Below are 23,794 nucleotides of genomic sequence, written 5' to 3'. Positions count from 1 at the left end.
GTCCGGCCCGACCCCGGCATCCCGCAACGCCGCCACGATCACGTCGCGCTGCGCGGCACTGCTCGGCACCGTCAACCCACTCGTGCGACCACCGTGGTTCACCGCCGTTCCCCGGATCACCCCACGGATCCGATCCCCGTCCCGCACCGCGTCGGCCAGGGGCTTGACCACCACCGTGACCACACCCTCACCCGGCACGAACCCGTCCGCCGACGCGTCGAACGCCCGCGACGCACCCGTCGGGGAGAACGACCGCAGCCGGGAGCCGAGCTGGAAGTACTGGGGGGACATCGCGAGGTGCACGCCGGCGACGATGGCCTGGTCGCACTCGCCGCTACGGATGCTGCGCACCGCCGTGTGCAACGCCACCAACGACGACGAACACAACGTGTCGATCGTCATGCTCGGACCCGACAGATCCAGGAAATAACTCACCCGATTGGCCAGGATCGCGTTGTGGTTGCCGAGACCGGCGGCGGTCTGCACGACGTCGCCGACGACCATGTCGCGGTAGTGCTGGTAGCTGGCGCCGACGAACACGCCCGTCGGCCGCTCGGAGGCGCGGCCGGAGAGCCCGGCGTCCTCCAGGGCCCGCCAGGCGGACTGGATGAGGTGGCGCTGCTGGGGGTCGATCCACTGTGCCTCGGCGGGCGAGATCCGGAAGAACGCCGCGTCGAAGCCGGTCAGCTCGTCGACGAAGCCCGCGCGGCGCAGGTAGACGGTGCCGGGCTCGGCGTCCTCGGAGTAGTAGTCGTCGATGTCCCAGCGGGACTTGGGCACCTCGCGCAGGCAGTCCTCGCCCCTGGTGACGACCTCCCACAGCTCGTCCGGGCTGCCGGCGTTCGGGAAGACCCCGTCGAAGCCGATGATCGCCATGTCGTGCCGGTCCGTGGGCCCCTCCGTCGCCGCGACCGCCGGTGCGACGGGGGCCGCGGCGACGGAGGGCGCAGCCGCGACGGGAGGGGCCGGCGCGGCCGCCGGGACGGGCGAGGGTGCCGGTGATTCGACGACCGGGGCGTCGACCGGGGCAGCGGGGGGCGCGGCGGCCGGGGTCGCGGCCTCGGCGCCGGGCACGGCGGTGACCCCGTACGTGTCGCGCAGCTCGGTGACGAGGTTCTCCACCGTCCCCACCTCAAGCAGCAGCGTCACCGGGATGTCGACGCCGAGGCGGGCGCGGATGTCCTGGGCCAGGGAGACGGCGAGCATCGAGTCGAGGCCCTGGGCCTCCAGCGGGCGGTCCAGTTCGAGGGACTCGACGTCGGTCTCCAGCCCCTCGGCGATCCACCTGGCCAGCGCCGGCCCGAGGGAGGCGGAGGCGGCGGAGCCGTTGGCGCGGTGGTGGCCGCTCGGCACGGCGGGGTGCGTGGGCGCGGCCGGGGCGCGACCGTTGCCGGCGGCGGTCGTCGCGGTGGCGGCGCCGTCGTGCCGGGCCCGGTCCTGCGCGCCGGCGGACCCGGGCTGACCGGGCGGCGGGGCCGGGGAGATCCGCCGCCAGGTGATGCCCTCGGCGGTCAGCACGGGCCGGTCGCCGTCGAGCACGACCAGGCTGGCGGTGAGCAGCCCCGCGTCGGGCGCGCTGCCGCGGTCGCGGCGGGCGTAGACGCGCACGGCCGCCGGCAGCGGGGCGTGCACGGTCAGCCGCGCGATGGTGAACGGCACGTACAGGCCCTGGGCCCCGCAGGCGGCGAGGGCCACCTGGAAGGCGCCGTCGAGCAGCCGGGCGTCGACCGCTCCGGCGGGGTCGCCGTCGGCGCGCAGGGTGCCGAGCGCCTGACCGTACGCGGTGGACAGCGACCGTACGCAGCGGAAGCCGGGGCCGTAGCGCAGGCCGTTGCGGTCGAAGTCTCGGTACATCTCGTCGAGGCCGACCGGGGTGAACCCGACGGCGCTCGCCGGTGGCGTGAGCGCCGGGTCGGCGGGCGTCGGCTCGGTCAGCTCCAGGTCGGCCACGACGCCGGAGGTGCCGTCGCGGAAGGTGATCCGGTCGCCGGTGCGCTCGGCGGTGAGCGTGGCCGGGGGCTGCACGGTCGCCCGGAAGGTGAGGTCGCGCAGGGCGTACGCGGCGCGGCCGACGACCTCGGCGACCTTGCCGGGGTAGCCGGAGCCGGGCAGGGTGGGGTTGCCGAGGACGACGTGTTCGGCGGCCTCGGGGTGCTCGCCCCACGTCCAGCCGTGCGTACGCGGCGGGGCCGTCGGGCCCGCCGTGAGCTGCGCGGGCGCGGGTTCGAGCCAGAGGTGCTTCTCCTCGTGCGGCGCGGTGGGGAAGCGCACGGGGGCGCGTTCGGTGGTCGGGAGGGTGTCGCCGGCGACGAACCGGCGGGCCGCCGCGTCGAGGGCGTCGCGGTCGGTGCCCAGCGGTGCGATGGTGCCGCCTGCCGCCGCCGGGTCGACGACGCCGACGTGGAGGTTGCGGGTGCCCTCGGCGCGGGCGAGGAACAGCATGAGCTTGTCGTCGAGCTGCTCGACGGTGTCGACGACGCAGGCGAGCCGGTGGGTCGCCGCGGGGCGCTGCCGGCTGGCCACGCAGAGCCAGGCCAGCGGCGGGCAGTATGGCGAGCGCAGCAGCAGGACCAGCCGGCCGGCGAGGGTCCGCAGCCCGTCGGCGGAGTCCGCCGACAGGGTGAGCAGGCCGGGGCCGGCGTCGGCGGGAGCCGGGGCGGGTTGCGGCGCCGCCGCGAGCACGGCGTGGGCGTTGACGCCGCCGAAGCCGAAGCTGCTGACCCCGGCGACCCGGGGCCCCGTCCAGGGCACGAGCCGGTCGGGGACGAACAGCGGCGAGTCCTCGAAGCGGAACCCGCGGTTGGGGAAGGTGAGGTTGGCCGAGGGCGGGATGCGCTCGGCCTGCAACGCCAGGATCGTCTTGATCAGACCGGCGATGCCGGCCGCCGGTTCGAGGTGGCCGATGTTCGTCTTCACCGACCCGACGGCCACGGTGGCGCGACCGGACCCGCCGAGGGCGGCGCGCAGCGCCTCCAGCTCGATGAGGTCGCCGAGCTGGGTGCCGGTGCCGTGCGCCTCGACGTAGCCGACGCCGTCGGCGTCGACGCCGGCCCGCCGCATGGCGGTGCGGATGACCGCCTCCTGGGCGGTGCTGCTCGGCGCGGTGAGGAACCCGGCGGCGCCGGTGTGGTTGACGGCGGCGCCCCGCACGACGGCGAGGATCGGGTCGCCGTCGCGCTGGGCGTCGGCGAGCCGCTTGAGGACGAGCACGCCGGCGCCCTCGCCGCGGACGTAGCCGTCGGCGTCGTCGTCGAAGGTGCGGCAGACCCCGTTCGGGGAGAGCATGCCGTTGCGCAGGAAGGACCGGGTCTTGGTCGGGGTGAGCACCAGGTTGGCCGCGCCGACGACGGCGGCGTCGATCTCGCCGGTACGCAGGTACATGGCGGCCTGGTGCAGGGCGACCAGCGACGACGAGCAGGCCGTGTCGACGGCGAAGCTCGGCCCGGTCCAGTTGAAGGCGTGCGACAGCCGGTTGGCGACCATGGACACGGCGGTGCCGGTGGCCACGTGCGGGTCGCCGTGGCCGATGCTGCCGGCCACCAGCTCGGGGAAGTCGCTGGCGATCGTGCCGACGAAGACGCCGGTGGCGGTGCCGAGGGAGGCGGCGTCGTGACCGCAGCTCTCCAGCGCCTCGTCGGTGACGCTGAGCAGGATGCGCTGCAGCGGGTCCAGTCGCCGGGCTTCCCGGTCGGTGAGGTGGAAGCGGGCCGCGTCGAAGTACTCGACGCGGTCGACCCAGCCGGTGGGCACCTCGTCGGCGTCGGTCCACAGGTGCGCCCAGCCCCGGTGGCCGGGAGGCGCGTCGCCGACGCTGGTGACGCCGCCGGCGAGGTTGGCCCAGAACTCGTCGGGGGTGGCCGCGCCGGGGAACCGGCAGGCCATGCCGATGACGGCGAGGGCGTCGCCGTGGTCGGCGGGGGCGTCGGCGGGCCCGGCCGTGCCTTCGCCGTGGCCGGCGCGGACCGTGCCGTGATCGGCGCGGGCTCCGGCCTGGTCGGTGCGGGTGTCGCCGTCGGCCGGGGCGGCCGGGGGCGCGGCCGGCGTCCGGGGGCGCGGCGGCTCCGGCCGGTCGGCGGCCGGGGTGACGGCGGTGCTCGCCGGCTGCTCCGCCGGGTCGGTCGCGGCCTCGGCGGCGACGACGGCCTCCGCCGCGGCGACGACGGCCTGCTCGGGGGTCTTGCCGGCGCCGCTGCGCACCGTGCCGGTGCCGGTGCGGGGCCGCTCGGCCGGGGCGGCGCCGGGCTGGAGCAGTTCGGCGAGCCGCTGCGGGGTGCCGGTGGCGAAGATGGCCGGCGGGGTCACCTCGACGCCGAACTCCTCGGTGAGGGCCGCCGCCGCGATCGTGACGTTGGCCGAGTCGCCACCGAGGTCGAAGAAGTTGTCCGTGGCCAGGAAGACGTCGTGGCCGAGGACGGCGGCGAAGATCCGGGCGATGCGCTGCGCCGGCGGCTCGGTCGACTCGGCCGTCGGCTGCTCGACGGCGGCGACGGAGGGCACGCCGGTGCGGATGATCGTGTCCCGGGACGGCTCGGGCAGCCGCGACCGGGCGATCTTGCCGTTGTCCGTCAGCGGCATGGCGTCGAGGCGCACATAGGCGTCGGGCACCATGTACTCCGGCAGGCGCTGCCCGACGAACTCGTCCAGGTCGGCCTTGACGAGGGTGCGGTCGGCGACCAGGTACGCGGTGAGCCGCGGCTCGCCGCGGCCCTCGAACGGGACGGCGATCACGGCGGCGGCGGTGACGCCGTCGTAGCTGCCGAGGACGCGTTCGATCTCGGCCGGCTCGATCCGGTTGCCCCGGACCTTCACCTGGGAGTCGGCGCGGCCCAGCCACTCGATCGTGCCGTCGGTGTGCAGCCGCACGGTGTCGCCGGTGCGGTAGAGGCGCAGGCCGGTGGCCGGGTGGGTGAGGAAGACCTCGGCGGTCCGGTCGGGGCGGTTGGCGTAGCCCCGGGCCAGGCCGACGCCGGAGAGGTGGAGTTCGCCGGTGCCGCCGGGGGCGACCGGGTTCAGTTCGGCGTCGAGGACGTGCAGGTCGAGGTTGGGCAGCGGCTCGCCGAGCGGCAGGTACGACCCGACGGTGTCGACCCGGTGGGCGGACGCCCAGATCGTCGCCTCGGTGGGGCCGTACAGGTTCCACAGGGCGCGGGAGGTGGCGTGCAGCCGCTCGGCGACGGCCGGCGCGAGGGCCTCGCCGCCGGACAGGACGGTGAGCCCCGCCCCCGGGGTCCAGCCGGTCTCCAGCAGCAGCCGCCACATGCTGGGGGTCGCCTGGGCGACGGTGACCTCGCCGATGAGCTCGGCCAGGCGGTGCGGGTCGCGGGCCACCGCCCGCGACGCCAGCGCGACCGTGCCGCCGACGGTCAGCGGCAGCAGCAGCTCCAGCAGGGAGATGTCGAAGGCGACGGTGGTGTGCGCGAGCATCACGTCGGCTGCGGAGGAGCCGAGTCGCTCCCCGATGCCGGTGAGGAAGTTCGCCAGCGCGGCGTGCCCGATCTCCACGCCCTTCGGCTCGCCGGTGGAGCCGCTGGTGAACAGCACGTAGGCGAGGTCCGCCCCGGTGACGGTGGGCGGCACGGCCAGCGCGGAGGCGTCCGGGCCGGGGATCGGCAGGACGGTGCCGACGGTCTCGCCGAAGGCGTGGCTGGGCGCGTCGGCCAGGATCAGGTCGCAGCGGGCGACCTCCACGTAGCGGCGCAGCCGCTCCACCGGGTAGTTGGGGTCCAGCGGCAGGAACGCGGCCCCGGCGCGCAGGATGCCCAGCATCGCGGGGACGAGGTCGGGGCCGCGCTCGGTGAGCAGGCCGACGACGCTGCCGGCCTCGACGCCCTGGTCGTACAGGTGGGCGGCGACGGCGTCGGCCCAGGCGTCCAGGGTGGCGTAGTCGATGCTGCGGTCGCCGGCACGTACGGCGACGGCGTGCGGTCGGGCCGCCACGCTGGCCGCGACCAGGTCGAGCACGGTGGGGCCCGTCGGCGTCGGCTCCGCCACTGCGGCGACGGGGGCGGGGGCGGCGGCGGACCCGGCGCTGCCGGACGGGGCGATGTCGGACGCGGCGATGTCCGACGCGGTGCTGTCGGTGACGGCGGCCGGTTCGGGGGCCGGCGGCACCGGCGCGGCGGCGCGCGGCGTGGCCGGACTGGCGGCGCCGGGGAGCATCGCGCCGAGGGCGATGTCCTCCACCCGCTCGGCGAAGTCGAGGGCGTCGTCGGCGGTCATCGCGGTCTCGCGGACGAACACGATCGGCGGCCCGTCGTGCAGGCAGAGCAGGGCGATCTCGGTGTCCGGGTCGGTGGCGGCCTCCTCGTCGGGGTCGCGCTCCAGCACCATCACGCGGGTGAAGGTCGGGGTGTCGGAGCCGGGCGGGCGGTAGGCAAGCCCGAGACGGACCTCCAGGTCGGTGGCGTACCCGTGGCGGGCGGCCGCCTCGTCGAGCCGGTCGGCGAGGGCCTCGGCGTCGGCGGCGTCGAACCGGACCGGCACGCGCGCGGCGGCGAGCCCGCAGGTCGCCTCGGCCAGCGCGCGGGCCGACGACGGCGACCAGGCGAAGTCGAAGGTGGGCGCCTCCATGCGCTCGGCGAGCACGGCGAGGAACGCGCGGACGACGCTGACGGTCTCGGCCCGGGTGCGGGGCAGGTAGGCCAGCTCGTAGCGGCCGTAGTGCGCGGCGGCGGCGGAGAAGTCGTCGGCGGGCAGCGGCGCGGGACGCAGGTCGGCCAGGCGGGCCTTCCACCAGGGCTCGTGCCGGCGCAGCGGGGCCTGCGCCCCGGCGATCGCGGCGAGCCGCTCGGGCGGCGCGGCGGGCAGCGGCCGGCCCGGGGCGATGCCGAGGCGCTGGGCGGCGGCCCGCGCGGACAGCGCGCTGCCGTCGACGGCGACGAAGTCGCTCAACAGCAGGTCGGCGTCGGGGGCGGACAGCGTCAGGGCCGAGTCGGTGACGGCCGTGGCGACGGTCTCGGGCAGCGGGTCCTCGCGGGGGATGCGGCGGACCTGGCGGGTGAAGACCGCGCCCTGGGCGGTGACGAGGGTCGGCACGCCGAGCGGGTTGGGGAAGGTGCCGTAGTCGAGGGCCTTGGAGATGCGTTCGGCCTCGGCGGCCGTGGTGCCGGCGTGAATGAGGCCGCCGTCGGCGATGCGGTCGGACTGGAGGTAGAAGCGGCGTTCCCGGCCGCTGGTGTCGACGGGTTCGGGCAGCGTCCCCGCCGCGACGTGCGGGACGAGGTCGGCGAAGAGGGCGATGCCGACCTCGGCCGTCTCGTAGGTCAGCGACAGCGCGGTGGAGTGGGTCCGGATCGGGAACCACCGTTCGAGCAGGACGGCGCCCGCGTCGACGCGTTCGGTCATCCGGTGCCAGGTCGCGGCGTGCCGGGACGCGCCCTCGTAGAGCGCCCAGGCGGCGACGTTGCTGCCGCCGTAGCGGGGCAGCGGGCCGTCGTGGAAGTTGACGGCGGCCACCCGGGGCAGCTCCAGCACGGCGCCGGGCAGGATGCGGAAGTTGACGATGCTGAACAGGTAGTCGACGGGGGTGTCGGTGAGGGCGGCGACGAGGTCGGCGCGCGGGTCGAGCACGGGCACGCCGTGCTCGGCCGCCCAGGCGGTGGCGGCCGGGTCGTCGGTGAAGACGCCCTCGACGCGTACGCCGGCCGCGACGAGCTGGTCGGCGCAGCGGGCGAGGACCCGCGTGCCCCCGATGACGAAGCAGTTGACCACGGCGGTCATCCCTCGTTCTCGACGGAGTCAGCGGTCTCCCGGGCCACCCAGGCGTCGATCTGGGAGACGACCTCCTCGTCGAGGGAGAGCTGGCCGGGCGACCACAGCGGGTTGGACAGGCCGCGGTGGGTGCGCTCGCACAGCTCCCAGTCCTCGTAGTTGGCCTTGTCCCAGAGGGCGAAGACGGCCTCGTGCGAGAAGTCGCTCTTGGCCGTCTCGGAGGGGTGGAACAGCCAGAAGTGCCGGACGATGCAGGTGCTGGGGCTCTCGGGCCAGACCCACTGCATCATCACGTAGTCGGCGGTGAAGCCGAAGAGCAGGTTCGGCAGGATCGTGATCCAGTTGATCTTCTTGAGGTCGGCCTCGGGGACCAGCGGCATGGGCGCGCGCTGGCTGCGCCCGGTCATGGAGACCGAGTTGTAGCTGTCCCGGATGACCTGCCACGCGCCGACGATGTCGCCCTTGAGCTCGTACGTGCCCGCGTCGTCGAAGTCGGTGATGCGGTGCAGGTCCTTGTGGGCCGTCGGGAAGTGCAGGCTCTCGTTGACGTTGTGCGCCACGAGCTTCCAGTTGGAGGCGACCGGGTAGTCCTTGGCCTGCACGCACTTGAGGTCGGCCAGCTCGTAGACCCGGGCGAACTCGCCGAACTCGCCGAGGGAGGCGTCGAGGTCGGGGGCGTCGTCGGAGAAGGTGATGAAGACGACGCCGTACCGGACCTCGGTGCGCACCGGCAGCAGGCCGTTCTTCTCCTTGTCGAAGAAGTGGTCGAAGTAGGTGCCGTTGAGGCTCTTCAGCTGGCCGTTGCGGTCGTAGACCCAGCAGTGGTAGATGCAGACGAGGCTCTGCCGCTTGCCGGCGGCCTCCTCCACGAGCCGGTAGCCGCGGTGGCGGCAGTAGTTGTGGTACGCCTGGATACCGTCGTCGCCGTTGATGATCAGCACCGAGCCGGTGCCGATGGTCAGGGTGACGTAGGACCCCTTCTCGGGGAACCGGGAGACGTGGTCCACCGGCAGCCACCGGCGGCCGTAGATGCGTTCCATCTCCCGGCGATACTGCTCCTCGCCGGTGTAGAACGCGTGGGACCGGCCACGGCCGCCGGTGTCGTAGTAGGCCCGCTGGTCGTCCTGTTGGCCGATGAGGTCGAACATGCTGGACGCGCGCGTCATCTGCTTGACTCCTTGAGGATGAAGTGCACCGAACGAGGGGCGGAGGGCCGCGGCCCTCCCCCGTCGTGCCGCGCTCGCCCGGCGCGGCCTCACTCAGGTCAGGACGGTTCGTAGATGCGCTTGTGCTGGGGCACGCCGGCGTCGTCGTAGAGCCGGTCCAGGTTGTCCGGCGCGAAGATCTCGTAGCCCTCCACCCCGCCGGCGATGATGCCGAGCATCTTGGTGGTCCACTCCTGGCTGGTGCTGATCGCGCCCAGCACGGTCTCCAGGTAGGGGGTGAGGGTGAGTTCGGCGACGCTCGTCGTGTAGTCGTAGACGGGGGCGGTCTCCTCGTCGCGCACCTTCACGTAGTCGGCGAGGGCGTCGTCCATGGTCCGCGCCCCCGACAGTCCCTCGTGGATGCGGTCGGCGAGCAGCTCGCCGTGCAGGAAGGCGTCGGTCATGCCCCAACCGGTGATCGGGTCCTTGTGGTATCCGGCGTCGCCGACGAGCGCCCAGCCCGGCCCGTGCGACTGGCGGTAGTAGTTGTCCGGGTAGCGCATCGGCCGCAGCGGCTCCTCACGCCGGCCCTGGTCGCGCAGCTGCTGGGCCATCTCCGGCTCGACGTCGTCGAGGACGGCCAGGAAGCGGGCCTCGGGGTCCTGGCGGAACTCCTTGAGCTGCCGCCGGGTGCAGATGACGGCGACCATGTTGAGGTCGTCGTTGGTCGGCCAGGTGCCGTACCACTGCTCGTGGAAGCCGGTCTTGTGGTGCAGGCCCCAGTCGAGCCCGCTGTAGTAGGAGTAGTAGGTGAACCCGGCGGCGGGTCGCACGTTGTACAGCTCCGCGCCGACCTTCCTGGCCACGGTGGAGTGGAAGCCGTCGGCGCCCACGACGACGCTGGCCCGGAACTCCCGGTCCGGCCCGTCGCCCTCGCGTCCGCGGATGCCGACCACCCGGCCGTCGGCGAAGACCAGGTCGGACACGGTGAACTGCTCCAGGACCTCGACGCCGGCGCGGCGGGCGGCGTTGACCAGGATCTCGTCGAGCACGACGCGCCGGGGGCAGTAGACCGCGTCGATCCCGTCGATGGGATCGGCGAAGCCCACCAGGGGGATGCCGTGGTTGGCGTAGTTCATCTTGCGGATGGCCGGCGTCTTCGCGTCGATCACCTCGTCGAGCAGACCCCATGCCTGGAGGCGGGCCAGCCCGGACTGGTGGATGTAGTGGGTCGACACCGCGTCGCTCGGAAAGGAGGAGCGGTCGACCATCAGAACCCGGTGGCCACGCCTGGCCAATAGCATTGCGACCGGCGAACCAGCGCAGCGTGCACCGACAACGATTACATCGAACATGGGGCTTGCTCCGATCAGTCGTCAGCCCGAGATAAAGCAACCGTCCAATGCGGGTGTGGGATGGCCAAGAGGCTAGTTACGGCGTTCCATTCGGTCAATGGATAGGCAGCGCACCCGGTTGCCGCAGGCACCTATCGGAACGGCCCCCGACGCGGCAAGCCCCTGCATGTTGACCATGAACCCAGACAAATACCTGAACGAAGTGTGACGTGTATCACATTCGCAAAGTTTCCTGAAAGCAAGCTGGGAATGCGGCTGACCAGCGGCAATCACTATCAGTAATATGTAACGACACCGGAAACCGCAGCGCTGAGCCGGTCGACACCTCGGCCGATCCCGACGGAAGGGGTCCTTGCCGGCGAAGCCCGTAGGCAGGGGGATCAGCCCCATAAGGCGGCGAACGAGCCAAGATGGGGGCCAGCCCAGCCGTTCCCACCGAACGCTACATTCCGGTCATCACCCCCCTGAGCTGCGGCGATATGGCGGCAACGCGGCCAGCTTGGTTGATCGACGACAATTAACCGACGCGACGCCCGCCGGTCACCCGGAATCAGGTCGGTTGCCTTTGGCGATTTCTGCACCGACATGTGGTTGCCTCGGAGAACATTTGCCCTGGATAACCACAGGGCGGTGGGGCGGGCCGGTCCGCCTCGGCCCGCCCGGCCCCACCCGCGCCCCCGCGCCACGGTTACCTCAACCGCGCCGCTGAGCCGGCGGACCGAGGAATTGAAGAAAGGAATCAGGGCGGGATCGTATTTCGGCGGACCGAATAGGTAATGGGAGGAAGCACGCCGGTGACGTTTGCCGCCCGTTGGCAGATCCGACGCCCGCCCGGATGAGTCGTTTCCGCCGCGCCGCCGCGAGAACGGCGGAGGGGGCGTCGCCCCGGACGCGATGACGCGCGCACCGAACGGGACCGGGCACCGGTGGACGATTGCCTGCAGAACAGTTCTCGGCGATCGCCGAATCACATTCGCCGGCCGGTGGACGGATAGGCGCGACCAGCAGGCCCACGAGAACGCGCGGACGAATCGCCCTCACCCGCCGGGCGGCGACGGCGCGCGCCCCCGGGGGGGGCTCCGCCGCACAGCCGGGCGACGCCGGGCGCAGACCCGGCACCCCGGCGAACCGCCGCCTCAGCAGCCGCGATCCCCATGTCACTCCCGAGTGACACCGTCCGCCCCCCCGGTCCCGGACGACCGCCACCGGCGCCCGGGGACGCGGCGGCCACCCGGCACCGCAATGCGCCACGCGAATCCCACGGACGACAATTCCGCGAGACGACTCTCCGGCATCCGACGCGGCGCGGCGCCCCGCCCCTGGCACGACCCTTCGCCGACCTCGCACGCCGCGCCATGGGGAAGACGGCCGACCGCCTTCCACAGCTCACACACAGGATTGCAACGCGTGCGCAACACATCGAAGCATGACAATGAGATCGCGGTCACGTTCCACCTGGCGGACTCCGCGCGGGGGCCCCGCAATCGGGCCGACCCGATGTGCTCCCGCGATCAGCGGCGGCTGAGCAGGGAGGTGACCCGCATCCGTTCGCTGTGGATCCACACGTCGGAATACTCGATCGCGCGACCGTCGTCGAGGTAGGTGATCTGCTCCAGGTAGAGCAGGGGGAAGTGCTCCGGCACGCCGAGGGCCTCGGCGATCCGCCCGGTGGCGGCGGTCGCGGTGAACGTCCGCCGGCCGGTGGTGATCTTCAGCCCGTAGTCGTTCTCCAGCAGGCCGAACAGGGACCGGTCGGCCAGGTCCGCCCGTTCCAGGCCGGGGGCCAGGTCGGTGCGGACGTAGTTGACCAGCCAGGCCACCGGCCCGCTGGCGGCGCAGCGCAGCCGCTCCAGCCGCAGCACGGACTGCCCGGGGTTCAGGTCGAGCAGCGTGGCCAGCGGCGGCGGGGCCGCCATCACCCGCTGGGTCACCACCTGGGTGGTGTACGAGACGCCCTGCCGGGCGAAGTCCTCGGACAGCGTGGTCAGCTTCTGGGCGATCGACGGCTCGATGGCGGTGGAGGTGACGAAGGTGCCCCTCCCCCGGACCTGCACGAGCAGGCCGTCACGGATCAGCGTGGACAGGGCCCGGCGCAGGGTGCCCCGGGAGATGCCCAGGTCGGCGGCGAGCTCGGGCTCGCTGCGCAGCCGGTAGTGCGGCGGCCACTCGCCCGCCAGGATCCGGGCCCGGATCTGCTCCGACACCTGGGCGTGCAGGGGCGCCGGAGCGTCGCGGTCGAGCCGCTCGGTCGCCTCGTGCGGGCTGGACTGGTCGGACATGGTGCCTTCCCGTGGGGGCCGTCGCCCCTCGACGTGGTGGCCGGTGCCGCCACCGCCGTCGAGGGGCGACGGACGGTCAGTAGCTCGTGGTGTGCTCGTTGACTTCGTCGGTGACGATAGCCACCCCGGCGCTGGTGCCCAGCAGCACCGCCCCCGCCCGCAGCAGGGACACGGCCTGCGCGAAGGACTTGATGCCGCCCGAGGCCTTGACCCGTACCCCCTGCGGGGCGCGGTCGACCAGCCAGGCGATGCTGTCGGGGTTGGCGATCTCCACCGCGCCGCTGCTGGCGTTCTTCAGGAACGCGGCGCCGGCCTCGATGGACAGCTCGACGGCGGCCTCCCGCTCGGCCGGGGTGAGCAGCGGCAACTCCAGCATGACCTTGATCGGCACGCCGGCCGCCCGGACGACGCCGGCGATGTCGTCGCGGAAGTCGTCGTACCGGCCGCTCTTGAGCCAGCCGATCTGCACGCCGATGTCGATCTGCGTGGCCCCGGCCCGGACCAGGCTCTCCGCCTCGGCGGCCTTGCCGGCGCTGGTGGTCACGCCGACGGTGGGAAAGTCGAGGGCCGAGGCGACGCCGGCGTCGGTGCCGCGCAGCACCTCGGCCACCTCGGCGACCCAGGAGCCGGGCACCATGGCGGCGTCGAAGCCGTACCGGAGGGTCTCCTCGGCGTGCGCGACCATCCGGTCGCGGGTGACGCCGACGTCGATCAGCGTGTGTTGGATGTAGGGCGCCAGCGCCGCCGGGGTGATCTCGGCGTCGGGCAGGATGGCTGTGCTCACGTTCTTCTCCAAGTCGGTGCGTCGTGGTGCGGGCGGATGCCGGGCTACATGCGGTCCCGGTAGTAGTCGGGGACGACGACGCCGGGCTCGTCGAACCAGCGCGGCACGTCCACGCCGCAGACCAGCCCGACGTTGCCCCACGGGTTGAACGCGCCCGTGCGGACGATCGCCTTGGCCTGGTGGGCCAGTTCGCCGAGCATCTCGGCGTGCGGGCGGGTGGTCAGCGGCGCGCCGGGGAAGCGTTGCCCCAGCCAGTCCGCGAGGGGACGGTTGTGGGTGGTCACGTCCTCGGCCACGACGACGCCCTCGACGATGATCTCGTCGGCGACGAGGTCGAGCACGGTGGTGAGGCCGGGCAGGTCCTCGGCGACGGCGAGGTCGATGCGGTGCGCCGTGCGGGGGATCGGGAACCCGGCGTCGACCACGAGCAGGAGGTCGGTGTGGCCGAGGGTGGCGAGCACCCCGGACAGCTCGGCGTGCAGCAGGCCTGTGCGTTTCATGCGTTCTCCTTCATGGTGTGCGCGCCGGTGGCCAGCGCCATGACCTTCTCCTCGGTGGCCTGCTCCGCCGGGAGCACGCCGACCAGACGCCCGGCGGCCATGACGGCGATCCGGTCGCTGACGGTCAGCAGCTCGGGCAGGTCCGAGGAGGAGACGACGATCGACACGCCGTCGGAGGTCAGGCGGCGGAACAGCCGGTAGATCTCCGCCTTGGCGCCGACGTCGACGCCGCGGGTGGGTTCGTCGAGCAGCATCAGCCGGGGCTCGATGGACAGCCAGCGGGCGAGCAGGGCCTTCTGCTGGTTGCCGCCGGAGAGCTGGGTGATGCCCTGCGCGGTGCCGGACGTCTTCACCGTCAGCTCGCGGGCCCGGGTGTCGGCGTCGCGGCGCAGCGCCCCGCGCCGCAGCAGGCCGAGGCGCTGCCGGCGGCCGAGCGTCAGGACGTTGACGTTGTCGGCGACGCTCATCGTCGGCAGGATGCCCTGCTGCCGGCGTTCCCCGGGCAGGTAGGCGACGCGGGCGCGGATCGCGTCGCGGGGCGTACGCGCGGCGAACGGCTCGCCGTCGAGCCGCAGCTCGCCGCGGTGGACCGGGTCGGCGCCGAAGACGCCGCGCAGCAGCTCGACGCGGCCGCTGTCGGGCAGGCCGGCCACGCCGAGCACCTCGCCGGGCGCGACGTCGAGGTCGACGCCGGTGAACCCGGCCCCGGTCACGGCCCGCATCCGCAGCCGTGGGGTGGCCGTCGCCGCGGGGGCGACGGTGTCGTGCCGGGCGAACTCGGCGGCCAGCTCGCGGCCGACCATCGCCGAGACCACCTCGTCGGGGCTGACCCGGGCGGTGGACCAGTCGCCGACGTGCCGGCCGTCGCGCAGCACGTGGATGTGCTGGGACAACGCGAAGACCTCGGGCATCCGGTGCGAGACGTAGAGCAGGGTGACGCCGTCGGCCTGCAGGGAGCGGATCACCTCGAACAGCCGGTCCGACTCGGCCGGGGACAGGATCGACGTCGGTTCGTCGAGGATGACGACCCGCGCCTCGCGGGCCAGGGACCGGGCGACCACCACCAGTTGCTGCGCCGCGGCGTCGAGGTGGCGGACGGTGCGCCGGGGGTCGACCCGCAGGCCGAGCCGGTCCAGCAGCTCGGCCGCGCGCTCGTCCATCCGCCGCCGGTGCGGGAAGGGCCGGGATCCCGGCTCGGCGCCGAGCATGATGTTCTCGGCGACCGTGCGGTCCTGGGCCAGGGCGAGCTCCTGCGGGACCAGCGCGACGCGGTGGCGGCTGAGCAGGGTGGCCGGGTCGAAGCGGCGTACCTCCTCGCCGGCCACCCGGACCGTACCGGTGGTGGGCGTGTCCAGCCCGGCCAGGATCTTCATGAGTGTCGACTTGCCGGCGCCGTTCTCCCCCATCACGGCGGTGAGGCTGCCGGCGGGGACGCTCAGGGTGACGTCCTGCAGGGCGCGGACGACGCCGAAGTGCCTCGACAGGCCGGTCACCTCGACGGCGGCCGTCGGCGGTGCGGCGATCGTGGCCGGGCTGGTCATCGGTCAGCCCTCCACCGGCACGTCGTCGACGGTGGCGGGGGTGACGACGAGGACGCCCGTGTCGACGCCGGCGATCGGGGTGCCGTTCTTGAGGAACTCGGCCAGCAGCTTGACCGCCTGGTAGCCCTGCTCGGCCGGGGCCTGGCTGATGGTCAGGTCGACCACGCCGGCCTTGAGGTACTCGACGGTCTGCGGCTGCACGTCGAAGCCCACCGAGTGGATCTTGCCGACGTTGCCGGACTGCTGGAGCCACTTGGCGCCGGCCGTGAAGCTGCAGCAGTCGAGCGAGACCAGGGCGATCGCGTCCTTCTGCGCGGCCATCGTCGACTCGATGGTGTTGTACGCGGCGCTGGGCTCGTTGCCGGTGTTCACCGGGCCGACGATCTGCAGGCCGGAGTCCTTGACCCCCTCCTGGAAGCCGGAGAACCGGTCGTTGGACCAGCCGGCGCCGGAGTCGACCGAGGCGACGACGACCTTGCCGGTCCTGCCCTTGAGCACGCCCAGCAGCTCCTTGGCCAGGGACCGGCCGGAGGCGACGAGGTCCTGGCCGACGAAGCCCATCTGCTTGGACTCGGGGTTGTTGGTGTTGAACGAGATGATCGGGATGCCGGCGTCGTACGCCTGGGCGATGACCGGCTTGAGGGCGTCGTTGCTGGCCGAGGAGACCGCGAGGCCGTGGATCTGCTTCTGGTTGATCAGGGTCTGCAGCTCGGCGACCTGATCGGCGGGGTTGCCGCCGGACGGGCCGATCATCTGCGCGTCGACGCCGAACTCCTTGGCGCCGCGCTCCATGCCCTGCCGGATCGGGACGGCGAAGGCCAGCGACGGGTCGTGGTAGCTGAGCTTGATCTTGAGGGGTTCGCCCTTCTCGACGGCTTCCTTGATGTAGTCGGCGAGCTTGAACCCGCCGCCGTTCTCGGCGGAGGCGGTGCTGGCCGGGGTGACCGCGCCGCAGGCGGAGTTCGCCAGCAGCGCCAGGCCGAGGGTCGCGACGACCGCGACCCGGCGCCGGAGGGACAGCTTCATCGGGGTGGCTCCTTGGGTGTGGGGGGGGAAGGGGGGAAGGCGCGGGCCGGGGACGGTCACCGACGCCCGGAGCGTCTGCGCAGCCAGGTGTCGGCGGCGACGGCGAGGATGATCACCGCGCCGGTCGCCACGGTCTGCCAGAACGAGGAGATGCCGCGCAGGTTGAGGATGTTCTGCAGGACGCCGATGAACGCGACGCCGATGACGGTGCCGAGCATGGTGCCGGAGCCGCCGAACAGGGCCGCCCCGCCGATGATCACGGCGGAGATCGCGGTCAGCTCCATGCCGGTGCCGGTGACGCCCTGCACGTAGGACAGGAACGACAGGCCGAGCACGCCGGCCAAGCCGGCGAGCGTCCCGGACAGGGTGAACGCGGCGACCTTCACCCGGCCGGTGTTGATGCCGCACAGCCGGGCGGCCTCGGCGCTGCCGCCCACGGCGTAGGTGTTGAAGCCGTAGCGGGAGCGGGACAGCACGATCGTGCCGACGACGGCGACGAGCGCGAACAGCACGAGCTGCATCGGCACGACGCCGAACAGCTTGCCCTGGCCGAGCAGGTTGAACTCGGCCACGGCGGGGTCCTTGGCCGACAGCGAGATCGGCGCGCCGCCGCTGAGCAGCAGCGTCACGCCCCGGTAGACGCTCAGCGTGCCGAGCGTGACGATGAACGACGGGATGCCGAAGCCGACCGTCATCAGCCCGTTGAGCAGGCCCGCGGCCGCGCCGGCGGCGATCCCGCCGAGGGCGGCCAACGGCCAGGCGACGTCGGAGGTCATGAGCAGCCCGCAGACGACGGCGCCGAGGCCGTAGATCGAGCCCACCGAGAGGTCGATCTCGGCGTTGATGATCACGAACGTGACGCCGACGGCCATGATGCCGATCTGGGCGATCTGCTGGCCGACGGTGAGGAAGTTGCCCGTCCCCACGAAGCCCGGGGCGATCAGGGTGCCCAGGGCGAACAGCACGACGAGGGCGAGGAAGGTGCTGGCCTCCCGGGCGTGCAGGAAGCGGCGCAGCGGGGAACGGGCGGGCGGGGCGGCGGCGGGCTTCGCCACCGGGGGCGCCACGGGGGTGGTGGTCTGGGCCATCGGTCTCATCTCCTCAGCAGGGCCGCGACGTCGTCCGGGTAGGGCAGGGCGGGAATCACCTCGGCGACGCCGACGGCGTGCGCGCCGGCCGCGGCGGCGAAGCGCACCGCGTCGGTGAGGGCGTCGCCACGGGCCAGGGCCACGGCGAGCGCGCCGGTGAAGGCGTCGCCCGCGCCGGTGGTGTCGACGACGCGGGCGACGGTGACCGGGTCGACACGGGTGCGCCGCCCGTCGTGGTCGACGAGGGCGCCGTCGGCGCCGAGGGTGAGCACGATCGTCCCGGCGTACCGGGTGCGCAGCAGGTCCACCAGCTCGTCGCCGGTGGCCGGGTCCCCGGGGTCGCGACCGGTGAGCACCCGGGCCTCGCTGGCGTTGGGCGTGACCACGTCGATCCAGGCCCACGCCTCGTCGGGCAGCGCGACGGCGGGGGCGGGGTTGAGCAGCGTGCGCACGCCGCGCTCGTGGGCGGTGCGCAGCGCGGCGAGGGCCACCGGCAGCGGGATCTCCAGGGAGACCACGACCAGGTCCGCCTCGGCGATGCGGTCGGCGAAGCCCGCGACGTCGGCGGGGGTCAGCTCGTCGAGCGCGCCGGGGGCGATGGCGATGCGGTTCTCGCCGTCGGCGTCGACGAGGATGACGCCGACCATGGTCGCGGACGCGGTGGTGGTGCGCACGCCCGCCGCGTCCACCCCCTCCCGCGCCCAGAGCTCCCGGGCGGCGGCGCCGAACTGGTCGGCGCCGACGGCGGTCAGCAGGCTGACCCGCGCGCCGAGCCGGGCGGCGGCGACGGCCTGGTTCGAGCCCTTACCGCCGTGGCCCGAGGCGAAGCTGCCGCCGGAGAGGGTCTCCCCGGCCACCGGCACCCGGGGCACCCGCATGGTCAGCCCGGCGCCGTAGCTGCCGATCACTGCTATCTTCATCCCGACCCCATGTTCATGGACAACCATGTACAACTCAGGGGACCGTAAGGATCGCCGAAGGGCGGTGTCAAGGGCTGCGCCGACATTTCGCGGCAACATTCCCGCAACCTGGAAGCGCGCCGACCAGTGCCGAAAGGAGGCTTAGGCCTCCTTCGCGAAGATGATCCCCGCGGCCTTCGTACCACATGGGGCTTTTGTTCCCGGTGGCATCGCCGGGCCGCCACGCCGCGGCCGACCGCGCGGGCGAGCCCGGGACCCGACCCGCCGGCCATAGGGCCACGCTATGAACCGTTCGGTATATATCGATGTCCGCGGATTGACCATAGGCTCCCCACAACCGCTCGGACCGGCCCTACGGGTTCACGAAGCCCGGGCCGGCCAGAACAAGGGAGGACCGGGAGATGACACTCCCCCGCACGAGCCCCCGCCGGTTGGCCGCCTTCGGCGTCCTCACCACCGCCGCGCTGGCCGCCGCCACGGTCGGTGCGCCGGCCAGCGCGGCACCCGCCACCGGCGAGATCCTGTCCGCCGGCAGCGCCACGGCGGTCAAGGACAGCTACATCGTGGTGCTGAAGGACAGCGCCGTCGGTGGCCGGGCCGGTACCCGGGCCGCCGCCGTCGCGAACTCGGCCGGCACCCTCGCCGGCCGGTACGGCGCCACCGTCGGCCACGTGTACGGCGAGGCGCTCAACGGCTTCGAGGTCCGGCTGTCGGAGCGGGCCGCCAAGCGGCTGGCCGCCGACCCGGCCGTGGCGTACGTCGAGCAGAACCAGACCGTGACGGCCACCACGACCCAGACCAACCCGCCGTGGGGCCTGGACCGGATCGACCAGGCCGCCCTCCCGCTGTCGGGCACCTACAGCTACGTCAGCACCGGCTCGGGCGTCACCGCGTACATCATCGACACCGGCATCCGGACCACCCACAGCCAGTTCGGCGGGCGGGCCGTCGACGGCTACGACGCGGTCGACAACGCCCTGCCGGCCGCGGACTGCAACGGCCACGGCACGCACGTCGCCGGCACCGTCGGCGGGTCGACCTACGGCGTGGCCAAGAGCGTCCGGCTGGTGGCCGTGCGGGTGCTCAACTGCGCCGGCAGCGGCACCACCGCGGGCGTCATCGCCGGCATCAACTGGGTGACCTCCAACCACCAGGCCGGCCAGCCGGCGGTGGCGAACATGAGCCTCGGCGGCGGCCTCAACACCTCCCTGAACACCGCCGTGGCCAACTCGATCGCCGACGGCGTCACCTACGCGGTGGCCGCCGGCAACTCCAACGCCAACGCGTGCAACACCTCCCCGGCCGCCGTGCCCACGGCCCTCACCGTCGGCGCGACCCAGAGCGACGGCGCCCGCGCGTCGTACTCGAACTACGGGTCCTGCCTGGACATCTTCGCGCCGGGCTCGGCCGTGCTGTCCGCCTGGTACACCAGCGACACGGCCACCAACACCATCAGCGGCACCTCGATGGCCTCGCCGCACGTGGCCGGCGGCGCCGCCCGCGTGCTGCAGAACAACCCGTCGTGGACCCCGGCGCAGGTGGCGTCGTACCTGACCTCCACCGCCAGCACCGGCACGGTGGGCAGCCCCGGCAGCGGCTCGCCGAACCGCCTGCTCTACCTCGCCCCCACCAGCTGACCTGACGACCAGCCGCCGGCCCCGGGGTGACCACCCCGGGGCCGGCGCGTCGGAGGAAAGGACCGGACATGATCGTTCCTGGCACCCGACGCCGGCGGTCGCTGGCGGCCACCCTCGGCGTCGCCCTCGCGCTCGGTGCGGGCCCGGCCGCCGCGTCGCCGGCCGCCGCGGCCACCGGACCCATCCGGCACGCCGGCGGCGCGACCGCCGTGCCCGACAGCTACCTCGTGCTGCTGGACGACCGGGCCACCGCCGGGTCGGCCGCCGCGGTCGCCGCCACCGCCGACCGCCTCGCCGGCAGGTTCGGCGGCGTACGCGGCCACGTCTACCACGCCGCCGTACGCGGCTTCGAGATCCGCCTGCCCGAGCGGGCCGCCCGACGCCTCGCCGCCGACCCGGCCGTGGCGTACGTCGAGCAGAACCACGTGACGGCGCTGGCGGCGGGCGTCCAGCTCAACCCGCCGTCGTGGGGGCTGGACCGCATCGACCAGCGCAATCTCCCGCTCGACGGCCGGTACGCCTACCCGAACACCGCGCCGAACGTGCACGCCTACGTCCTGGACACCGGCATCCGCGCCAGCCACGTCGACTTCGGCGGCTCGGTCACCGGAGGGTACGACGCGGTCGACGGGGCCCTGCCGGCCGACGACTGCAACGGCCACGGCACCCATCTCGCCGGCACCGTCGGCGGCCAGTTGCACGGCGTGGCCAAGGACGCCCGGCTGGTGCCGGTGCGGGTGCTCAACTGCACCGGCAGCGGCACCTGGGCCCAGGTCATCGCCGGCATCGACTGGGTCACCCGGTACGCGGTGAAGCCCGCCGTGGCCACCATGGGCCTCGGCGGCAGCGCCAGCAGCGCCGTCGACGCCGCGCTGACGGCCTCCATCAACTCCGGCGTCACGTACGCGGTGCCCTCGGGCAGCTCGTCCAGCGACGCCTGCAACTTCTCGCCCGCGCGGGTGCCCACGGCGCTCACGGTCTCCGGCACCCTGGCCACCGACGCGAAGATGGGCTCGGCCAACTACGGCACCTGCGTGGACATCTTCGCCCCCGGCGGCAGCATCACCTCGACCTGGCACACCAGCGACACCGCCACCAACACGGTCAGCGGCAGCCCGATGGCCGCCGCGCACGTCGCCGGCTGCGCCGCCCTCGTGTTGTCCGACCATCCCACCTGGACCCCGGCGCAGGTGGCGGCACACCTCGCCGCCACCGCCACCGTCGGTGTCGTCGGCAGCCCGGGCGTCGGCTCGCCGAACCGGATGCTCTACTGCGGCCCCTGACACTCCGGTGACCGCCCCGCCGCGGCCCGCCGGGCGGGCCGCGGCGGGTGGTCCGGTCAGCGCCGCAGCACGGTGACCGCGTCGGCCCCGCCGACCAGGTCCAGGTCGAGGCGGTCGGTGGCGGCCTCCCAACCCGGGGTGGTGATGACCGTGCCGCCGGCCACGCCGACGCGGCGGTCGGCGTGCACGGTGACCGAGCCGGCGCCGCGGACGGCCCGCACCCGCACCGGCCGCAGGTCCGGCACGGACACCGTGAGCTGGTTGACCCCGGCGGTCAGCCGCACGGCGAGGCTGCCGTCCCCGGCGGGCAGCCGCAGCTCCGTGCGGTCGGTGCCCCCGGCCAGGTCCACGCCGATCAGCCGGCCGGCGCGCAGGTCGAGCAGCTGGGTGCTCGCGCCGCCGCCCATCACCAGCCGCCAGGCGACCCGCGAGGTGAGCCGGATCTGCACCACCCCGGGTCCGGCGCGGCCGGTGGGCGTCAGGTGCAGCGCGACGCCCTCGGCGGTGCGCACCGGCCGCGGGGCGCTGTCGCCGTCCGCCGGGGTGCTGATCCGGTAGAGGTCCGCGCCGAGGTCGACGAGGCGCAGGTCGACGGCGGTGGTGCCGGTGACCAGCTCGAACGCCGCCCGTGCGCGGCCACCCAGGGGCGCGGTGACGGTGTGCGGGAGGCCACCGCCGGCCGCGGGGCCACCGCCGTCGACCGCCGGCGCCGGCGCGGTCCCGGCCGCGCGCAGGCCGGGCGGCCCCGAGGCGAGGGCCAGCGCGGCGGCGGCGAGCAGGGCCAGGATCACCCCGACTCCGACGATGCCGACGACGGGCCGCCGACGGGGCGTCGCGGGGCGTGCCGGTTCGACGTCGATCACCGGGCCGGCGAAGAAGCCCGACCCGGCGTACGCGTCGGCCGGGTGTGCGGCGCCGACGCCGACGTGGGGATCGGGCTCCACGACGACGCCGGTGACGACGCGCGGACGGCGACCGTCGACGTCGGACGGCGCGGGACGCGCCTCGGGTGCGGACATGCGCTGACCTCTCTGTCCGGTGAACGGCACCGGGGAGTACGGATCCGGGGCCGGGATCGATCGACGCCGGGGCGCGGCGTTCCGATCTTCACCGGACGGCCCCGCCGCCGCCGGCCTGCCGGCGGCGGCGGGACGCGGGTCGGGTCAGTAGCGCGACCACTTCTGGTTGGCCGCGCCCGTGCAGTCCCAGAGCTGGAGCTTGCCGCCGTTGGCCGGGTTCTGGTCGCGGACGTCGACGCAGCGGTTGGCGCTGAGGTTCACCAGGTCGCCGTTGCCGTTGAGGGTGAACCGCTGGACCGGGTTGCCGTTGCAGGTCACGAGGTTGACCTCGGTGCCGTTGGCGGTGCCGGCCCAGGCCGGGTCCATGCACTTGCCCATCGCCCGCACGGTGCCGTCGGAGGCGAACGTCCAGGCCTGGGCGGCGGTGGTGTTGCAGTCCCAGATCTGCAGCTTGGCCCCGTCGACCGGGTCGGCGTTGGGGATGTCGACGCACCGCCCGCTCTGCGCGCCGCGCAGCCGGGTGGTGCCGGCCGGCGGGTTGCCGCCGGAGGTGTAGCCGGACACCCGGACGTAGTCGACGAGCATCTGCTGCGGGAACTGCGTGGTGGCGTCGGGGTAGCCCGGCCAGGTGCCGCCGACGGCCACGTTGAGGATCATGAAGAACGGGTGGTCGAACACCCAGCGGTTGCCGCCGAGCCGGCTCGGGTCGACGCGGTGGTACTCGACGCCGTCGAGGTACCACACGATCGAGTTGGGCTCCCAGTCGACCCGGTAGGTGTGGAAGGCGTCGGCCAGCAGGGCGCCGATGGTGCGGCTGTTGGTGATGCCGCCGCCACCGGAGTAGCCCGGGCCGTGGATGGTGCCGTGCACGGTGTTCGGCTCGCGGCCGATGTTCTCCATGATGTCGATCTCGCCCGCGTTCGGCCAGCCGACGCTGCCCATGTCGTTGCCGAGCATCCAGAACGCCGGCCAGATGCCCTGGCCCCGGGGGATCTTGATCCGGGCCTCGAACCGGCCGTACGCCTGGGTGAACGTCGCGGCGGTCAGCAGTCGGGCGGAGGTGTACTCGCACCGACCGTAGTGGCACTGGTAGTTGGCGGGGTTCTCCTTGCGCGCGGTGATGACCAGGTTGCCCTGGCCGTCGTGCACGGCGTTGCTCGTGCTGTTGGTGTAGTACTGCCGTTCGTCGTTGCCCCAGCCGCTGCCGCCGATGTCGAACCGCCACCGGTTCTGGTCGACGGGCGTTCCGGCCGGCGCGTTGAACTCGTCCTGCCAGGTGATCGAGCCGATGGCCGCCGCGGCGGGCTCGGCGTGGCCGGGCAGGACGAGGGCCACGCTGGAGGCGACGAGCGCGGCGGCGGCGAGGGCGAGCGCCCGGGGGACGGATCGGCGTCTGGTCACATTGTCTCCTCGGTGGACGGTCCGGACGGCGACGCGGGGTGCGGCGGGCCGACCGGCGGCGGCGCGCAGAGAGCGCTCTCTCTAGCGAAGTCTGTCGATGCGAATC

The 23,794-nt window shown here is 73.6% G+C and carries 13 protein-coding genes and 1 pseudogene; 2 read left to right on the top strand and 12 right to left on the bottom strand.

Translation table 11 applies throughout. From position 1 onward, the window contains the following. The 10 genes and pseudogenes from ACVMYR_RS25425 to ACVMYR_RS25380 form a co-directional block, all read right to left on the bottom strand. Positions 1 to 7,719 (bottom strand): amino acid adenylation domain-containing protein (locus ACVMYR_RS25425; protein ID WP_457122950.1); only part of this gene is annotated, 7,719 nt, incomplete at its 3' end. Further along, positions 7,716 to 8,876, bottom strand: a complete 1,161-nt coding sequence (locus ACVMYR_RS25420) for an aromatic ring-hydroxylating oxygenase subunit alpha (RefSeq protein ID WP_457122949.1) — start codon at positions 8,874 to 8,876, stop codon at positions 7,716 to 7,718. The genes ACVMYR_RS25420 and ACVMYR_RS25425, both read right to left, overlap by 4 nt. A gap of 98 nt (positions 8,877 to 8,974) precedes the next feature. Continuing rightward, positions 8,975 to 10,210, bottom strand: coding sequence for an NAD(P)/FAD-dependent oxidoreductase (locus ACVMYR_RS25415; protein ID WP_043963494.1), 1,236 nt, complete (start codon positions 10,208 to 10,210; stop codon positions 8,975 to 8,977). Positions 10,211 to 11,721: 1,511 nt separating this feature from the next. Then, on the bottom strand, positions 11,722 to 12,489 hold the full coding sequence (locus tag ACVMYR_RS25410) for a GntR family transcriptional regulator (protein ID WP_043963493.1): 768 nt from the start codon (positions 12,487 to 12,489) through the stop codon (positions 11,722 to 11,724). Positions 12,490 to 12,565: 76 nt separating this feature from the next. Further along, entirely contained in the window at positions 12,566 to 13,273 is a 708-nt protein-coding gene (deoC, locus tag ACVMYR_RS25405; protein WP_457122948.1) for a deoxyribose-phosphate aldolase, read from the bottom strand. Positions 13,274 to 13,317: 44 nt separating this feature from the next. Further along, positions 13,318 to 13,773, bottom strand: a complete 456-nt coding sequence (gene rbsD, locus ACVMYR_RS25400) for a D-ribose pyranase (protein WP_043963491.1) — start codon at positions 13,771 to 13,773, stop codon at positions 13,318 to 13,320. Further along, on the bottom strand, positions 13,770 to 15,314 hold the full coding sequence (locus tag ACVMYR_RS25395) for a sugar ABC transporter ATP-binding protein (protein WP_457122947.1): 1,545 nt from the start codon (positions 15,312 to 15,314) through the stop codon (positions 13,770 to 13,772). The genes rbsD and ACVMYR_RS25395 overlap by 4 nt, the downstream gene beginning before the upstream one ends. 3 nt (positions 15,315 to 15,317) lie before the next feature. Further along, a complete protein-coding gene (locus tag ACVMYR_RS25390) occupies positions 15,318 to 16,340 on the bottom strand; it encodes a substrate-binding domain-containing protein (protein ID WP_077937873.1) in 1,023 nt (340 codons plus the stop codon). Positions 16,341 to 16,450: 110 nt separating this feature from the next. Then, positions 16,451 to 17,428 (bottom strand): annotated as a pseudogene (locus ACVMYR_RS25385) (ABC transporter permease); the annotation flags it as partial. A 5-nt stretch (positions 17,429 to 17,433) separates the two neighbouring features. Continuing rightward, positions 17,434 to 18,348 (bottom strand): ribokinase, encoded by a 915-nt coding sequence (locus ACVMYR_RS25380; protein WP_457122946.1) that lies wholly within the window; start codon positions 18,346 to 18,348, stop codon positions 17,434 to 17,436. Between the two features lie 401 nt (positions 18,349 to 18,749). Between ACVMYR_RS25380 and ACVMYR_RS25375 the strand changes: the two genes are divergently transcribed. Both ACVMYR_RS25375 and ACVMYR_RS25370 read left to right on the top strand, forming a co-directional pair. Beyond that, positions 18,750 to 19,985 carry a S8 family peptidase gene (locus tag ACVMYR_RS25375; protein ID WP_077937868.1) on the top strand — a complete coding sequence of 412 codons (1,236 nt, stop codon included), beginning with the start codon at positions 18,750 to 18,752 and terminating at the stop codon, positions 19,983 to 19,985. Positions 19,986 to 20,053: 68 nt separating this feature from the next. Continuing rightward, the gene (locus ACVMYR_RS25370; RefSeq protein ID WP_077937867.1) at positions 20,054 to 21,268 is read left to right on the top strand and encodes a S8 family peptidase; all 1,215 of its coding nucleotides are present in this window, start codon (positions 20,054 to 20,056) and stop codon (positions 21,266 to 21,268) included. Positions 21,269 to 21,324: 56 nt separating this feature from the next. Here ACVMYR_RS25370 and ACVMYR_RS25365 read toward each other — a convergent pair whose 3' ends face one another. Both ACVMYR_RS25365 and ACVMYR_RS25360 read right to left on the bottom strand, forming a co-directional pair. Next, positions 21,325 to 22,287, bottom strand: coding sequence for a hypothetical protein (locus ACVMYR_RS25365; protein ID WP_457122945.1), 963 nt, complete (start codon positions 22,285 to 22,287; stop codon positions 21,325 to 21,327). A gap of 144 nt (positions 22,288 to 22,431) precedes the next feature. Then, positions 22,432 to 23,688: a family 16 glycosylhydrolase gene (locus ACVMYR_RS25360; RefSeq protein ID WP_457122944.1), complete on the bottom strand. Its 1,257-nt coding sequence runs from the start codon at positions 23,686 to 23,688 to the stop codon at positions 22,432 to 22,434. Between the last annotated feature and the right edge of the window lie 106 nt (positions 23,689 to 23,794).

It is taken from the genome of Micromonospora sp. PTRAS2 (assembly GCF_054052245.1).
Note: the sequence above shows the minus strand (reverse complement) of the source record. Positions and strands in the feature narration are given on the sequence as shown.

What these genes read in the sequence shown, in the direction of transcription:
- ACVMYR_RS25420 (WP_457122949.1), bottom strand. Translation starts at nt 8,876, where the DNA reads ATGACGCGCGCGTCCAGCATGTTCGACCTCATCGGCCAACAGGACGAC.
- ACVMYR_RS25415 (WP_043963494.1), bottom strand. Translation starts at nt 10,210, where the DNA reads ATGTTCGATGTAATCGTTGTCGGTGCACGCTGCGCTGGTTCGCCGGTC.
- ACVMYR_RS25410 (WP_043963493.1), bottom strand. Translation starts at nt 12,489, where the DNA reads ATGTCCGACCAGTCCAGCCCGCACGAGGCGACCGAGCGGCTCGACCGC.
- rbsD (WP_043963491.1), bottom strand. Translation starts at nt 13,773, where the DNA reads ATGAAACGCACAGGCCTGCTGCACGCCGAGCTGTCCGGGGTGCTCGCC.
- ACVMYR_RS25395 (WP_457122947.1), bottom strand. Translation starts at nt 15,314, where the DNA reads ATGACCAGCCCGGCCACGATCGCCGCACCGCCGACGGCCGCCGTCGAG.
- ACVMYR_RS25390 (WP_077937873.1), bottom strand. Translation starts at nt 16,340, where the DNA reads ATGAAGCTGTCCCTCCGGCGCCGGGTCGCGGTCGTCGCGACCCTCGGC.
- ACVMYR_RS25380 (WP_457122946.1), bottom strand. Translation starts at nt 18,348, where the DNA reads ATGAAGATAGCAGTGATCGGCAGCTACGGCGCCGGGCTGACCATGCGG.
- ACVMYR_RS25375 (WP_077937868.1), top strand. Translation starts at nt 18,750, where the DNA reads ATGACACTCCCCCGCACGAGCCCCCGCCGGTTGGCCGCCTTCGGCGTC.
- ACVMYR_RS25370 (WP_077937867.1), top strand. Translation starts at nt 20,054, where the DNA reads ATGATCGTTCCTGGCACCCGACGCCGGCGGTCGCTGGCGGCCACCCTC.
- ACVMYR_RS25365 (WP_457122945.1), bottom strand. Translation starts at nt 22,287, where the DNA reads ATGTCCGCACCCGAGGCGCGTCCCGCGCCGTCCGACGTCGACGGTCGC.